The sequence below is a fragment of the Pseudomonas sp. RIT623 genome (genome assembly GCF_004519305.1).
Taxonomy (GTDB): Bacteria; Pseudomonadota; Gammaproteobacteria; order Pseudomonadales; family Pseudomonadaceae; genus Aquipseudomonas.
In genome coordinates this window covers 1-15,327 of record NZ_SOZA01000061.1, presented here as the reverse complement: position 1 = coordinate 15,327, position 15,327 = coordinate 1, and the positions used below count along the sequence as shown (strand labels likewise).

Annotated in this window: 14 protein-coding genes; 7 read left to right on the top strand and 7 right to left on the bottom strand. The window is 66.4% G+C overall.

The genetic code is table 11. The annotated features are described in order from the left end of the window. The 5 genes from E3U47_RS24270 to E3U47_RS24245 all read right to left on the bottom strand — a co-directional run. Window positions 1-1,313: efflux transporter outer membrane subunit (locus E3U47_RS24270; RefSeq protein ID WP_134694109.1), on the bottom strand; the 1,313-nt coding region annotated here is incomplete at its 3' end. Continuing rightward, window positions 1,310-4,393, bottom strand: a complete 3,084-nt coding sequence (locus E3U47_RS24265; RefSeq protein ID WP_134694108.1) for a MexW/MexI family multidrug efflux RND transporter permease subunit — start codon at window positions 4,391-4,393, stop codon at window positions 1,310-1,312. The genes E3U47_RS24265 and E3U47_RS24270, both read right to left, overlap by 4 nt. A gap of 18 nt (window positions 4,394-4,411) precedes the next feature. Continuing rightward, on the bottom strand, window positions 4,412-5,506 hold the full coding sequence (locus E3U47_RS24260; protein WP_134694107.1) for an efflux RND transporter periplasmic adaptor subunit: 1,095 nt from the start codon (window positions 5,504-5,506) through the stop codon (window positions 4,412-4,414). A gap of 14 nt (window positions 5,507-5,520) precedes the next feature. Then, on the bottom strand, window positions 5,521-6,006 hold the full coding sequence (locus E3U47_RS24255; protein WP_134694106.1) for a DUF2165 family protein: 486 nt from the start codon (window positions 6,004-6,006) through the stop codon (window positions 5,521-5,523). A 287-nt stretch (window positions 6,007-6,293) separates the two neighbouring features. Next, window positions 6,294-7,181, bottom strand: a complete 888-nt coding sequence (locus tag E3U47_RS24245; protein WP_134694105.1) for an EamA family transporter — start codon at window positions 7,179-7,181, stop codon at window positions 6,294-6,296. 249 nt (window positions 7,182-7,430) lie between these two features. Between E3U47_RS24245 and E3U47_RS24240 the strand changes: the two genes are divergently transcribed. Both E3U47_RS24240 and E3U47_RS24235 read left to right on the top strand, forming a co-directional pair. Continuing rightward, window positions 7,431-8,828 carry a cytosine permease gene (locus E3U47_RS24240; protein WP_134694104.1) on the top strand — a complete coding sequence of 466 codons (1,398 nt, stop codon included), beginning with the start codon at window positions 7,431-7,433 and terminating at the stop codon, window positions 8,826-8,828. 135 nt (window positions 8,829-8,963) lie between these two features. Then, window positions 8,964-10,271 (top strand): substrate-binding domain-containing protein, encoded by a 1,308-nt coding sequence (locus tag E3U47_RS24235; protein WP_134694103.1) that lies wholly within the window; start codon window positions 8,964-8,966, stop codon window positions 10,269-10,271. Window positions 10,272-10,276: 5 nt separating this feature from the next. Here the strand turns inward: E3U47_RS24235 and E3U47_RS24230 are convergent, their stop codons facing one another. Together E3U47_RS24230 and E3U47_RS24225 are read right to left on the bottom strand one after the other, a co-directional pair. Then, a complete protein-coding gene (locus tag E3U47_RS24230; RefSeq protein WP_134694102.1) occupies window positions 10,277-11,611 on the bottom strand; it encodes an ATP-binding protein in 1,335 nt (444 codons plus the stop codon). Continuing rightward, entirely contained in the window at window positions 11,608-12,315 is a 708-nt protein-coding gene (locus E3U47_RS24225; protein WP_134694101.1) for a response regulator, read from the bottom strand. The genes E3U47_RS24230 and E3U47_RS24225 overlap by 4 nt, the downstream gene beginning before the upstream one ends. 162 nt (window positions 12,316-12,477) lie before the next feature. Here E3U47_RS24225 and E3U47_RS24220 point away from each other — a divergent pair, with 162 nt between their 5' ends. The 5 genes from E3U47_RS24220 (at window position 12,478) to infA (ending at window position 15,276) form a co-directional block, all read left to right on the top strand. Continuing rightward, window positions 12,478-12,780 carry a hypothetical protein gene (locus tag E3U47_RS24220; protein WP_134694100.1) on the top strand — a complete coding sequence of 101 codons (303 nt, stop codon included), beginning with the start codon at window positions 12,478-12,480 and terminating at the stop codon, window positions 12,778-12,780. Next, complete coding sequence (locus tag E3U47_RS24215; RefSeq protein WP_134694099.1) at window positions 12,777-13,421, top strand: DUF3313 domain-containing protein; 645 nt, start codon at window positions 12,777-12,779, stop codon at window positions 13,419-13,421. Before E3U47_RS24220 ends, E3U47_RS24215 begins: the two co-directional genes overlap by 4 nt. A gap of 87 nt (window positions 13,422-13,508) precedes the next feature. Then, on the top strand, window positions 13,509-14,189 hold the full coding sequence (gene aat / locus E3U47_RS24210) for a leucyl/phenylalanyl-tRNA--protein transferase (RefSeq protein WP_134694098.1): 681 nt from the start codon (window positions 13,509-13,511) through the stop codon (window positions 14,187-14,189). A gap of 57 nt (window positions 14,190-14,246) precedes the next feature. Beyond that, the gene (locus tag E3U47_RS24205; protein ID WP_134694097.1) at window positions 14,247-14,954 is read left to right on the top strand and encodes an arginyltransferase; all 708 of its coding nucleotides are present in this window, start codon (window positions 14,247-14,249) and stop codon (window positions 14,952-14,954) included. Between the two features lie 103 nt (window positions 14,955-15,057). Next, a complete protein-coding gene (infA, locus tag E3U47_RS24200) occupies window positions 15,058-15,276 on the top strand; it encodes a translation initiation factor IF-1 (protein ID WP_002553999.1) in 219 nt (72 codons plus the stop codon). Window positions 15,277-15,327: the final 51 nt, after the last annotated feature.

The window sequence follows — 15,327 nt, the reverse complement described above, 5'->3', positions numbered from 1 at the left end:
GCCACCTCGCGCTTGATGGCGAACAACGCGCGCTGGTTCTCCAGCACCGCCAGGTAAGTCCCCGCCCCCCGCCGATAACGCTTGTTGGCAATGTCGATGGCTTCGCTGCCATGCCCGGCGGACGCCACCAGGCTTTGCAGCCGCGCCTGGTTGCGCACCAGCTGGGTCACCGCGTTCTCCACCTCTTCACGGGCCAGCAGCACGGTCTGCTCATAGCGTGCCCGCGTGCCATCGGCCAATGCCTCGCGCGCGCGCAAGCGGGCCCGGGCATTGCCCAGGCGCAGGGCCGGCCAGGTGACCACCGGCGCCAGTTCGTAGGCCCGGGCGGCACTGCCCAGGTCGCCGCTGCGCAGGGCGAAGAAGCCGATGAAGCCGCCCAGATCCAGGCGCGGGTACAGCTCGGCTGTGGCCGCGCCCACCTCCTCGGTGCTGGCGGCCAGCTCACGCTCGGCGCTGACCACGTCCGGGCGCTGGCCGATCAAGGCGTCGACATCGCCCAGCGGCAATTGTCGCGCCAGCGGTGGCAGAAACGCCGCATCGGCCTGGGCCTGGCTACCCGGGACTTCGCCAGTGAGCACATCGAGGCGGTAGCTGGCCTGCTGGATCGCCGCCTGCAACGGCGGCACCGCTGCCTCGCTGAGCAACAGGTTGGCGTGGGCGTTTTGCTGGTCTTCGTACTGACCGCTGCCAGCACGCACCTGGGCCGTGGTCAGTTGCAAGGTTTCGCGCCAGGCCTCGACCTGGTCCTCGGCCACGGTAAGGCTGCGCTTGAGCCCAAGCCTGAGGTAGTAATTGCGCGCCACCTCTGCGGCAATGCTCAAGCGGGCCTGCCTCAGGTCGGCCACCGCCGCGTCGGCGCGGGCCTCGGCGGCGTCCGTCAGGCGTTGCAGGCGGCCAAACAGGTCGACCTCCCACTGCACGTCGAAGCCGGCGCGGTACTGCTCGCTGCGCATGCGCCGTGGGTCGCTGCCATCGGCCGGTTGCTGCTGTTGCAGGCTCTGGTTGTAGCCGGCCCGGGCAGTGACCCAGGGATAGCGATCGAGGCTGCGGTCGTCGAACAGCGCGCGCGCCGCCAGCAGGTTGGCGTGGGCCTGGCGAATATCGTGGTTGTGGGCCAGGGCCTGGTCCACCAGGCGCACCAGCTGCGGGTCGTCGAAGAAGCGCCACCACTGCGCCGGCAGCTCGCCACGCGCGGCGAACGCGGCCCTTTGCGGGCTGTGCACGCCGCTGGCGGCAAGCTCCGGCTTGCGATAATCCGGGCCGACGCTACAGGCGCCCAGCGTCAGCAATGCGATAGGCAACAGGCGCTTCATGGCTGGCGCTCCAAGGTTTCGGCCAGCGACCGGGCACGCGGCGAGCGCACCGTGCTGGCATGATCGCGGGCAAGCAGGCTGTAGATGGTCGGCAGCACGAACAGGGTGAACAAGGTGCCCACCAGCATCCCGGTGACGATCACCACGCCCAGCCCGAAACGGCTGGCGGCCCCGGCGCCTGAGGCGAACAGCAGCGGGATCAGCCCCACCACCATGGCCGCCGTGGTCATCAGGATCGGCCGCAAGCGGATCTGCGCCGCCTGGCCGATGGCCGCCCGGCGGTCGAGGTGCTGCTCGGCCTGCAAGGTATTGGCGAACTCGACCATGAGGATGCCGTGCTTGCTGATCAAGCCGATCAGGGTGACCAGGCCGATCTGGGTGTAGATGTTCACCGTGGCCACCCCCAGGGCCAGGGGCAGCAAGGCGCCGCTGATCGACAGCGGCACGGTGATCAGGATGATCAGCGGGTCGACCAGGCTCTCGTACTGCGCCGCCAGCACCAGGTAGATCACCACCACCGCGGCAAGGAATGCCAGCATCAGCGCATTGCCCTCCTGCTGGTACTGACGCGCGTCGGACTGCCAGTCGATGCTGAAGCCCGCCGGCAGTTGCGCGGCCACCTGCTCGAGGAAAGCCACGGTGTCGCCCAGGGTCACGCCAGCGGCGGGGATGGCCTGGAAGGTCGCGGCGTTCTGCTGGTTGAACTGGGTCAGCCGGTTGGGCTCGACCTGCTCGCTGACCTGCACCACGGTGGACAGCGGCACCAGCCGGCCCTCCTCGCTACGCACGTACTGGCGGGTCAGCGCTTGCGGGGTCAGGCGCTGGTCACGCGGACTCTGGGCGATCACGTCGTAGGAGCGGCCATCGAGGCCGAAGCGGTTGAGGTAGTTCTCGCCCACCAGCACCGCCAGCGACTCGCCGATGTCCTGCATGCGGATGCCCATGCTGTTGGCCTTGGCCCGGTCGACGCGCACCTGCACCACCGGGTTGTTGTAGTCCAGGTCGCTGTCGACCACGGCGAACAGGCCGCTCTGGCGCGCCTTGGCCTTGACTTGCTCCATGGTGTCGAACAGCACGCGGTAGTCCTGGGAGCTGCGCAGCACCATCTGCACCGGCAGCCCACCAGTGGAGCCCGGCAACGCCGGCAGCTGGAAGGCGAAGATGCTGGTGCCCTCGACATCGTTCACCGCCGCCTGCAACTCGAGCTGAATCTGCGAAGCATTGCGTTCGCGCTCGTTCCAAGGCTGCAGGTTGATGCCGCCGATGCCCGAGGCGATGCCGTCGCTGCCGTTGATGATCCAGGTGCTGACAGTCTCCGGCAGGGTGCGATAGACCGCGTCGAGCTTGTCGGCGAAGCGTTCGACATAGGCCAGGTTGGCGTGCTGCGGAGCCTTGATCGCGGTCAGCAGGCCGGCCTGGTCCTCGGTCGGCGCCAGCTCGCGCTGCGCCAGGCTGTACAACAGTGGCAGGCTGACCAGCACCAGCAGGGCGAAGCCGACGCTGATCCAGCGATGCTTCAGCGAAAAACCCAGCACATGGACGTAGCGCCCGGCCAGCCATTCGAAGAAGCGGTTGGCGGCATGGGCCATGCGCCCCTCGGACTGACGGGCGTCGAGCAGGAACGAGCTCATCACCGGCGACAGGGTCAGCGCCACCACCCCGGACACCACTACCGCCCCAGCCAGGGTCAGGGCGAATTCACGAAACAGCGCGCCGGTCAGCCCGCCCATCATGCCGATTGGCGCGTACACCGCCGCCAGGGTGATGGTCATGGCGATCACCGGCCCGGCCACCTCGCGGGCGCCGATCAGCGCCGCGGCCACTGGCGTGCGCCCCTCCTCGATATGGCGGTGCACGTTCTCCACCACGACGATGGCATCGTCCACCACCAGCCCTACCGCCAGCACCATGGCCAGCAGCGTCAGCAGGTTGATGCTGAAGCCGAACGCCAGCATCAGCGCCGCGGCGCCGAGCATCGACAGCGGGATGGTCACCACCGGGATCAGCACCGTGCGCAGCGAGCCCAGGCACAGGTAGATCACCACCACCACGATCAGCAGCGCCTCGAGCAAGGTCTTGCTCACTTCGTCGATCGACGCCTGGATAAAGCGCGCGGTCTCGAAGGCCAGCTCGGCCTTGGTGTCCGGCGGCAGGGTCTGGCGAATCTGCGGCAGCAGTTGGCGGATGCCGTCGACGATCACCAGCGGGTTGCCGCCGGGGGTGGCGAACAGCCCCAGGTGCACCGCCGAGACGCCGTCCATGCTGGCGCTGGTCTCGGCCGAGGCGGCGCCCAGTTCGACGGTGCCAATGTCGCGGATGCGCACCAGGCCGTTGCCGTCGTTGCGGATCACCAGCTCGCGGAAATCACCGACCGAGGTCAGGTCGGTGTCGACGCGAATGTTGGCGATCACGTACTGGCCCTTCACCTTGCCGGGGGCGGCCTGGTAGTTGTTGCGCCGCACCGCCTCGGCCACGTCAGCCGCGGTCAGGCCGCGAGCGGCCAGGCGCGCTGGGTCGATCCACAGGCGCATGGACAGGGTCTGGCCACCGAATACCTGGACCTTGGCCACCCCCTCGATGGTGCTGAGCAAGGGTTCGACCACCCGGGTGAGGTAGTCGGTCATCGCCGGAATCGGCAGGCTCGGGCTGGCGAAGCCGATATAGGCCACCGCCGTCGACTCGCCAGCGGAGCGTTCGATCACCGGGTCGTAGGCCCGTTCCGGCAGGCGGTAGCGCACCTGGTTGACCTTGGCCATCACCTCGGTCAGCGCCTGGGTGGAGTCACGGTTGAGCTCCATGCGCACGGTCACCAGGCTACGGCCTTGCACCGAGGACGACGACAGGTAGTCGATCCCTTCCACCGAGGACACCGCCTGGGCGATCGGCTGGGTGACGAAGCCCTGCATCAGCTCGGCGGGGGCGCCGGGGTATTCGGTGGTGACGGTGATGGTCGAGCTTTCCAGTAACGGGTACTGGCGGATCGGCAATTGCAGCAACGACAGCAACCCCAGCAGCAGGATCAGGGTGCTGACCACCAGCGCCAGCACTGGCCGGCGCACGAACAGGTCGGTAAATGTCATGGCGGGTTCTCGCGGGGGTCAGGCGCCGCTGGGCGGGGTCTGCAGGGTGTCTTCGGTGGCTTGCACGGCGGTGCCGTCGGTCAGGCGCAACTGCCCGGAGACCACCACTTGGTCGTTCTCGCCCAGGCCCTGTTCGATCACCACCCGGCCGGCCTGGCGCTCGCCGGTACGCACCGAGACACGTTGCACCACCAGGGCACCGGCGGCGGCATCGTGGCGGGCGACGAACACCGTGTCGCCATAGGCGGTATAGGCCACCGCGGTTTCCGGCACGCTCAGCACCTGGCCGACCTCGGCGCTGGCCACCTGTACACTGGCATACATACCGGCCGCCAAACGCGCATCGGGGTTGGCCAGGGTCGCCTGGACCTGCACCGTGCGCGAACGGCCGATCAGCGGGTCGATGGCGCTGATGCGCGCGGTGAACTCGGTGTCGGGGAAGGCGTCGAGACGCACCTGCACTGGCTGGCCGGGGCGCAGTTGGGCGCTGAGCTGCTCCTCGAGGGAGAAGTTGACGTACAGGCTACGGGTATCGATCAGGCTGACCACCGGATCGCCGACGTTCAGGTACTGGCCCTGATTCACCCGGCGGATGCCCAGGCGCCCGTCGAAGGGCGCGCGCACGGTCTTCTGGGCGATCACCGCCTCGGTGCGGGCCAGCTCGCCCTGGGCCATGTCGCGGGCGGCCAGGGCGTTGTCCAACTGCTCCTGGGTGGCGGCGTTCTCGCGCAACAGGTCCTTGACCCGGCGGTGGTTGGTGCGCGCATTGTCCAGCTGGGCCTTCAGGCGCAGGCGCTCGGCCTGCTCCGGGGCATCGTTGAGGGTGATCAGCACATCGCCCTTGCGCACCCGCTGGCCGGAGGTGAAGTTGATCGCCGTGACCCGCCCGCCGATTTCGGCGGAGACCAGCACCTGGTGTACCGCCTCCAGCTCGCCGACCCCGGCGAAGGAGCGGTTCTCCGGGCCCTTCTGCACGCTGGCCAAGGCCACCTTGACCAACTGCCGCGGCGCCGTGGCCGTGGCCTGGGCTTGACCGGCATGGTGCCAGGCCAGGCCAGCGGCGCTGACCAGCGCCAGCACCAAGGCGCTGGCGAGTATCGCTTTGCCATTCATTGCGCGTCCTCCCTTCATGCCCAGTTCAGGTTGAACAGGAAGAACGCCAGGATCGACCAGAGCACCAGCACCAGGTGGGTCAATTGCAGGCCTTCCTGGCGGATCCAGTAACCGAACCACAGGCCGCCGAGCAACATCGCGAAGGTGAAGGCGAGCATGGCGCACAGCGCCAGGTTCAGCCAGGCCCGGGCCATGAGCGGGTCCTGGGCGATGACCAGGCCATAACTGCCGGCCCAGGCCGAAAGGCTGGCGACAATCTGCAACAGCAAGATCACCAGCAGCGCCAACCGGGCCAGGGTCGGCGATTGGCAGGCGCGGCGCAACAGGGGGAATTCGATGGCCGGTGGTTGGCGCAACGGCGCCATGGCCAGGGTGGCGCCGATGGCGCCGACGGAGCTGGAAAACGCCTGCAGGTTGTTCAGTACCGCGATGCTCAGCCACAGCGCCAGGCCCACGGCCTGGATGGCCTGGAACAGCCACAGGGAGGTGTGCAAATCCATATCAACTTCCGTATCGATGGCCTGGTTTGGGGTGCCCAGGCAATTACACAAGAAAACGCTTGGATATTAGTGGCAGCCTTGCCGATACACAAGCGTTGCCATTACGGGCGCGTGGGGTGGGATGGGCGTTGACATGGGTCAGGGGTTGTGCATCGCCAGGCAAGGCTGGCGCCTACAGGTAGCCCGCATGGCTTGAGGTCTGTGGCAGCGGGTTCACCCGCGAACACCGGCGCAGCCGGTGCCATCCATCGCGTCGCCTGGTTCGCCAGCAAGCTGGCTCCTACAAGTCAGGTGCTGACGACCGCTCGCAGCCGCTGCCCCAGCCGCGGCCCGAATACATTGATCAGCAAGCCGAGCATCACCAGCAGCGCTCCCCAGCCCTGCACCTCGGTCAACCGCTCGCCCAGCAACAACGCCGACGAACTCAAGCCGATCACCGGCACCAGCAACGAAAACGGCGCCACCTTGCCCGCCGGATGGCGCGATAGCAGCGTGCTCCACAGGCTATAGCCGACCATGGTGGCGACGAACGCCAGGTAGGCCAGGGCCAGCACCGAACTCCAGCCAATATTGGCCAGCGCATGGCCAATCCGCTCGGGCCCCTCCAGCCACCAGGACAAGGCGAGAAACGGCAACGGCGGAATCAACCCGCCCCAGATCACCAAGGCCACCAGATCGACCTGGCCAAAGCGTCGAGTGATGATGTTGCCCATGCCCCACATGGCGCCCGCGCACAGCGTCAACAGCAGCGCGATCAACGGCACATGCCCGCTGTCCTCGCTGCCGATCACCGCAAGCCCACCGGCCGCCACCAGCAGCCCCAGGACACTGGCCAGGCGCAGCCGCTCGCCGAGGAACAACGCGGCGAAACCGAGGGTGAAGAACGCCTGGGACTGCAGCACCAACGATGCCAGCCCCGGCGGCATGCCGCTGTACATGGCCTGGAACAGGAAGGCGAACTGCCCCAGCGAGATGCTCGCGCCGTAGGCGATCAGCCAGCGCCACGGCAGGTTCGGGCGGCGCACCAGGAACACCGCCGGAAAGGCCACCAACAAGAAGCGCAGGGCCCCCAGCAGCATCGGCGGCAGGCCATCGAGGCCGACCTTGATCACCACGAAATTGACGCCCCAGGCGATGATCACCACCAGGGCGATCAGCAGGTCTTTCAGTGGCATGGCACGCATTCCTTTTACCGGCTTGTTTTAGTCATATTTAGTTACAGCATAAGGTGATTCCGCCACCCCGAACCAGCACAGTTGGACGCCAGGCTTGCGCAACAGTGGGCTGTGATGAGGCTGCGATCAGTCTCATGCTTCACTTGACCAGACTTGTATATACATGCTCATATCAAGCCATGGCCGTCCGCCCTGCGTCCCGCCGACCGCCGCCGCCCTCACAAAAACAACGAAGCGGAGCCCTCCCCGATGTCCAGCAAACCTGTGATCGAGCGCCGCTCGATCGACTACATCCCGGAATCCGAACGCCATGGACGCGTCTACAGCCAGTTCACCCTGTGGCTGGGTGCCAACCTGCAGATCACCGCGATCGTCACCGGCGCCCTGGCCGTAGTGCTCGGCGGCGATGTGTTCTGGTCGCTGATCGGCCTGTTCATCGGACAACTGGTCGGCGGCGCGGTGATGGCCCTGCACGCCGCCCAGGGGCCACGCCTGGGGCTGCCGCAGATGATCTCCAGCCGCGTGCAGTTCGGCGTGTATGGCGCCGCCATTCCCATGGCCCTGGTATGCCTGATGTACCTGGGCTTCACCGCCACCGGCACGGTGCTTTCCGGCCAGGCCATCGGCCAGTTGCTGAGCATCAGCGACAGCGCCGGCATCCTGATCTTCGCCGGGGTGATCGTGCTGGCGACCCTGGCCGGCTACCGGGTGATCCACTGGATCGGCCGCGTGGCCAGCGTGCTGGGCATCATCGCCTTCGTCTACCTGTTCAGCCGCATCCTGCTGCTGGCCGATATCGGCCAGTTGCTCGACAACCGTCATTTCAGCTGGGCCAGCTTCCTGCTGGCGGTGTCGCTGGCCGCCTCCTGGCAGATCGCCTTCGGCCCCTACGTGGCCGACTACTCGCGCTACCTGCCGAGCGCCACTTCGCCGCTGAAGACCTTCCTCGCCGCTGGCCTGGGTTCGGTGCTCGGCGCCCAGGCCTCGATGATCCTAGGCGTGTTCGCCGCGGCGATTGCCGGCGGCCAGTTCTCCGGACGCGAAGTGGCCTACATCGTCGGCCTTGGTGGCGCCGGCAGCACCGCGGCGCTGCTGTACTTCAGCATCGCCTTCGGCAAGGTGACCATCTCCACCCTCAACAGCTACGGCAGCTTCATGTGCATTGCCACGATCATCAGTGGCTTCAAGGGCCATCTGCAGATCAGCCGGGTGCAGCGCCTGGTGTTCGTGCTCGGCATCGTCGGCGCGGCCACCCTGGTGGCATTGCTCGGCCAGCATTCGTTCCTCAGCGCGTTCAAGTCGTTCATCCTGTTCCTGCTGACGTTCTTCGTGCCGTGGAGCGCAGTGAACCTGGTGGATTACTACTTCATCACCAAAGAACGCTATGACATCCCGGCGCTGGCCGACCCGGACGGGCGCTATGGGCGTTGGAACTGGCCAGGGATCGGCGTGTACACCTTTGGCGTGCTGGTGCAAATGCCGTTCATCGACACCAAGCTGTACACCGGCCCCATGGTCGCGCACCTGGGTGGGGTGGATGTGTCATGGTTGATCGGGCTGGTGGTGCCAAGCGTGCTGTACTACTGCGTGGCGCGCGGACGGGCGGCGCAGGCGCCGGCGCGGATCGTGGTGCCTGAGGGGAACTGAACACCCTCGGCATTCGCCATCAAGCGTTGTGGCGCCCTGCCTGCCAGGCATCGGGCGCCCACCTCCAACACTGTCACGCCACCGTCACGCAACTGTCGTAATCTGCGGCGCACCCTGGTGCCAAAGGTCATCGGCATGCCTCGCCTGCTTCCCTCCCTGCTGTGCCTGCTGTCGAGCCTGGCCTGCGCCGAGCCTGTGCAACTGCGCCTGCAGGGTTCCAACACCATCGGCGCCGCCCTCGCCCCGGCACTGGTCCATGGCCTGTTGCAGGCCCAAGGGGCCAGCGCCATCGACACCCAGCCCGGCGCCCAGGCCAACGAAACCCAGATCCATGCCCGCGACCGCAACGGCCAGCCGGTGCGCATCGACATCGCCGCCCATGGCTCGAGTACCGGCTTTATCGCCCTGGCCAAGGGCGATGCCGACCTGGCCGCCGCCTCGCGCCCCATCAGCGACCGCGAAGCGTTGCAGCTCCAGGCCCTTGGTAACCTGCGCGGCGCCAACGCCGAGCAAGTGATCGGCCTGGACGGCGTGGCGGTGATCGTGCATCCGGACAACCCACTGGCGCAGTTGACCACCGCGCAGCTGGCCCAGGTGTTTTCCGGCCAGTTGCAACGCTGGGAGCAACTGGGTGTTGCCGGCGGCACCATCCACCTGTACGCCCGCGACGACCGCTCCGGCACTTTCGAAACCTTCAAGGCGCTGGTGCTCGACCCCGAGCGGAGCAACCTGTCCGAACAGGCCCGCCGCTTCGAATCTGCCGACGCGCTGGCAGCGCAGGTCAAGGCCGATCGCCAGGCCATCGGCTTCAGCGGCCTGGCTACCGTGCATGGGGCCAAGGTGCTGGCGGTGGCTGCCGGCGACGCCCCGGCCCTGCCACCCAGCCGCGCACTGGTAGCCAGCGAGGACTACCCGCTGTCGCGCCGCCTGTTCTTCTACCTGCCGGCCAATGCCAAACCCCAGGCCCGAGCCCTGGCCGAGTTCGCCCAGAGCCCGGCAGGCCAGGCCATCGTTGCCGAGCAGGGCTTCGTCTCACAGCAGATCAAGGCCCTGCCGGTCGCCAGCCAGGCCGACATGCCGCCACGTTATCGCGCCCTGGCCAGCGAAGCGCAGCGCCTGAGTGTCAACTTCCGCTTCCAGGCGGGCAGCGCCAGCCTCGACAACAAGGCCCTGCGCGATGTGCAGCGGGTAGGCGATTACCTGCGCCAGGCCGGCAAGCTGCACGGCAAGGCGGTCTTGGTGGGTTTTGGCGACCCCAAGCAAACCCCTGGCCGTGCGGCCCTGCTCTCACGCCTGCGGGGCATGGCCGTGCGTCGCGAGCTGGCCCGCGTCGGGGTAGAGGTCAAGGCCGTGGCCGGCCTGGGAGACGAGCTGCCGGTGGCCGGCAACGACCTGGAGCAAGGGCGCCAGCGCAACCGGCGGGTCGAGGTCTGGGTGTACTGAGCTATTCAGTGCTCGTCGGGCAGCTCGACCCGCGCCAGCAGGCCAGCGCCGCTGCGGTTGCGCAAGACCAGCTCGCCGCCCTGCTCGCGAATGCTCGCCCGCGCCGCCGACAGGCCCAGGCCCACCCCGCCGGTGTCGCGGTTGCGCGAGCCTTCCAGGCGAAAGAACGGATCGAACACCCGTTGCAGCGCCGCCTCGGGGATGCCGGGACCCTCGTCGCTGACCTCGATCACCAGCCGCTGCGCTTCGCGGCGCAAGGCAATCCGCGGATCGCAGGCGTACTTCACGGCGTTCTCCAGCAGATTGACGATCACCCGCTTGGTCGCCAACGGGCGACCGTCGTGCACCAGGTGCGCCGGCCCACTGAAGCCCACGACAATGCCCTGGTCGCGATAATCGTCGACAATCGTCTGCAACAGTTCCGACAGATCGTAGGCGGTGCGCTGCTCCAACTGCGTACCCTCGCGGAAGAACGCCAGAGCGGCGTTGATCATCGTCTGCATTTCCTCGACATCGCGCACCAGCTTGGCCTGCAGCTCCTGATCCTCCATGAACACGCTGCGCAGGCGCATGCGCGTCAGTGGCGCGCGCAGGTCGTGGGAGATGGCCGCGAGCATGTGCGTGCGCTCGCCAATGAAATGCTGGATTTGCGCCTGCATGGTGTTGAAGGCGACGATCGCCTGGCGGATTTCCTCCGGGCCTTCGATAGCGATGGGTGGTGCTTGCAGGTCACCACCGAAACGCCGCACGGCACTGGTAAAGCGTTGCAACGGGTTGGCCAGCTGGCGCGTGGCGAGCCAGGCCACCAGCAACGTGGCCACCAGGCCAAGGCCGAGAATGACCGCGAACCGCGCCTGCGCGCTCAACCCCCAACTGCGTTCGGGGGGCACGAACGCCAGCCAGCTGCCATCGGTCAGTTGCAACAGTGCCATGTAGTGCCCATCAGGGCTGCCAGGCGGCCAGTCGCCCGGGTTGAACACCTCCATATGCCGGCTTGCGCCGTACAACGCACGCAGTACAGGCTCCGCTGCAGGCTCAAGCAGTACCCCTTGGCCGGGCAGCCCGAATCCGCTGCGTTGTGCCTGCCAGTTCACCTGTAACGTCGGGGTGCTTGCCGCCTGGACCAGTCGCTCGCGCAGCGGCGCCGGGGCCGTCTCGATCAGCCGCGTGATCACGGCGATCTGCTCAAGCAGCCCAGTACGCTCGATGGGTGGCCGCGCCCAGTTGCCGGCGAGCTGGACGAACAGCACGTTGAACGCCAGCGATACCAACATGGCAGCCAGGATCGTCAGGGCAATACGCCGCCTGAGGGTATCGCGCCAGCGCAGACGGCGGATCATCGACGGCTGACCTTGCCGGTGAACAGGTAGCCGCCATTGCGCACCGTGCGGATCAGCTCCGGGCGCTTGCTATCCGGCTCGATCTTGCGCCGCAGACGGCTGACTTGCACATCGATGCTGCGGTCATAGGCGTCATGCCCGTGACCGCGGGTCAGGTCGATCAGCTGCTCGCGGGTGAGGATGCGCTGCGGGTGCTCGAGAAACACCACCAGCAGGTCGAACTCGGCGCCGGACAACGGGATCATCACCTGCTCGGGCGAGCGCAGCTCGCGACAGGTGATGTCCAATTGCCAACCGGCGAAGCCAATCAGTGGCCGCGCCGCCTCGACGAGCGCGCCTGCCTCGCCGGCACGGCGCTGCAAGGCACGCACCCGCGCCAACAGTTCACGGGGGTCGAACGGCTTGGTCAGGTAGTCGTCGGCGCCCAGCTCCAGGCCGACAATGCGGTCGCTGAGCTCGGCCATGGCGGTGAGCATGATGATCGGAATACCCGTTTGCGCGCGCACCTTCTGGCACAGGCTCAAGCCGCCCTCGCCCGGCAGCATCAGGTCGAGGATCAGGGTATCGGGGCGTTGCTGGGCAATCGCCGCCCACATCGCCTGCCCTTCGGCGGCCAGGTCCACGTCATAGCCATGCTGGACGAAGAACTTCTTCAGCAAGGCGAGGATTTCCACATCGTCGTCGACGATCAGCAGTCGGCTCACGGGCACTCGGGTCCAGGATCAAAAGGACCAATCTACTGCCATTGGCCGGTCCCGGTCATATATTTCAACCGGGCAACATTTCGTCGCGCAAGACATGAAACAGACATCATCTGGCAAAACGCATCCGCCACCCTGCGCGCTCTCACAGACCAGGGTTAGCTCATGAACATTGGATGCAACAGCGACAACAGCCCCATGATACTCAGCCAACGGGCGTCGAAGCGCGCTGGCGATGCGGCCTTGATCGTACAGCAGGTCAGCTTGCAGCTGGCCCAGGACAAGAGCCAGATCACCCTGCGCCGTTACTTCGAGCACTACCAGCAGGACTGTGGCGATTGGGTCGAGTACACCCACTCGGTGAGCACCCGTGAACTCGTCCAATGGCTAATGACCCACGGCCAGTTGCGCATCGAATCCCCACAGACCACGACCACCATGCAAGACCGGCAAGGCGTACGCCCATGAAGAAATGGGCACTCTTGGCCGCCTTGGGCCTTTGCGCCTGCAGCAGCAACAAACCAATTGCCAATGGTGTATTGCATGACTACGGACTGCTCACACCCCAGCAAGCGCCGTCCGGCCGTACCCTGATGGGCTGGACCGACCCCAAATGGCCGCGGGGTCGCTATATCCAGGTCTATCTCGATGCCAGCCGCTTCTATCCTCGACCAGCGGCGTGCGCACGTATCCCCCAGGCAACCCTCGATCGCATCGCCCGCTACTATGACCTCGCCCTGCGCAGTGAACTGGGCAAGGTCATGACCGTGGTCGACGCCCCAGGTCCGAACACCCTGGTGGTCAGGCCGGTGATCACCCGGGTCAGCGCTAGCACCCAGGGCCTGCGGTTCTACGAATGGTTGCCGGTCACCCTGGTCGCGGCCGGGGTCAGCAGCGCCGCGGGCATCCGCGACCGCGACAGCGAAATTGCCACTGAGCTTGTGTTCGAAGCCGGCACCAGCGGCCGGGTCATCGCCGAGGCCATGCTCAGTGGCACCGGCGTGCCACTGGACAACGACCGCCAGGTGATGACCCTCGACAACGTCAGGGCCGTGCTCGATGGCTGGGCCAGCGACGTGCGCGAGGTCTACGCGCTCAAGCACCGCTGAAGCACGCCTTGTTGGCCCAGCCCAGTTGACCCTGTCCAGCCGGCGCGCCATGCTGGGCGCCCCTGCTGCCTGCTGCCCAAGACCACCATGCTCACCTGGCTGACCCGCGACTCGCTGACCTTCCCACCCCTGGCAAAGGCCCTGCACGACCCCAACGGCCTGCTCGCCGTGGGCGGCGACCTGAGCCCCGAGCGCCTGGTCGCCGCCTATCGACATGGCTGCTTCCCCTGGTACCAGGATGGCCAGCCGATTCTCTGGTGGTCACCAGACCCGCGCACCGTGCTGTTGCCAGACGAACTGCACGTGTCCCGCTCGCTGGCCAAGCTGATGCGCCAGGGCCGTTACCAGGTGAGCTTCGACCGCGACTTCGCGGCGGTGATCGCCGCCTGCGCCGCGCCCCGCGACTATGCCGACGGCACCTGGATCACCGACAACATGCGCGCCGCCTACCTTGAACTGCACCGCCGCGGCATCGCCCATTCGGTGGAGGTCCGCCAGGACGGCGAGTTGGTCGGCGGCCTGTACGGCCTGGCCATGGGCCGGCTGTTCTTCGGTGAATCGATGTTCAGCCGCGCCGACAATGCCTCCAAGGTCGGCTTCGTGACGCTGGTGCGGCACTTGCAACAAGCCGGCTTCGTGCTCATCGACTGCCAGATGCCGACCGAACACCTGCACAGCCTGGGCGCCCGCGCCATCGACCGGGCCAGCTTCGCCGAGTACCTGGCCACCTACCTGGAGCAACCCAACGGCGCCAGCTGGGTCGCCTAGGCGAGTTCCCAGAGCTGGCTTACACTTAGAGACAACGTCTCACCGAAGGGGTGGATCATGACAGAGCTGGCGCGGTTGAAGTTCTATGCCACTCAACCCCACTCTTGCAGCTACCTGCCGGACGAGCAGGCGACCACGCTGTTTCTCGATCCGAGCCAGCCGATGGACGTGCATGTGTATGCCGACCTGTCGGAAATGGGCTTTCGCCGCAGTGGCGACCACCTGTACCGCCCGCATTGCCAGAACTGCAACGCCTGCGTGCCAGCGCGCATTCCGGCCGCGCGCTTCATCCCCAACCGCCAGCAGCGGCGCATTCTCAAGCGCAACGCCGACCTGGCCGTGACCGCCGTGCGCCCGGTATTCAAGGAAGAGTACTTCGACCTGTACCGGCGCTACATCGAGCAACGCCACGCCGATGGCGACATGTACCCGCCCAGTCGCGACCAGTTCTCCACCTTTCTGGTGCGCGACCTGCCATTCTGCTGGTTCTACGAGTTCCGCCTGGCCGGCCGGCTGCTGGCGGTGGCAGTGTGCGACTTGCTGCCCAACGGCCTGTCGGCGGTATACACCTTCTATGAGCCCGAGGAGGAACGCCGCAGCCTGGGCCGCTACGCCATCCTCTGGCAGATCACCGAGGCGCTGCGCCAGAACCTCGAGGCGGTGTACCTGGGCTACTGGATCAAGAACTGCAAGAAGATGAACTACAAGACCCAGTACCGCCCGATCGAGCTGCTGATCAACCAGCGCTGGGTCACCCTCAATTGAAAGCATTGGCTTGAAACACAATTTTCGGGCATAATCCACGCCACTTTTTTTGCCCGGTGCAGTCGTGCGTCGGGCCATCACTGGACACCGAGGGCTTTACTGCATGTCGAAAGAAGACAGCTTCGAAATGGAAGGCACTGTCGTCGACACCCTGCCCAACACCATGTTCCGCGTGGAGTTGGAAAACGGGCACGTCGTTACCGCGCACATCTCCGGCAAGATGCGCAAGAACTACATCCGTATTCTCACTGGCGACAAGGTCCGCGTCGAACTGACGCCCTACGACCTGAGCAAGGGCCGTATCACCTACCGTGCGCGCTAAGCTCCAGCCATGAAAAAGCCCGGCCATTGTGCCGGGCTTTTTTGTGGGCTT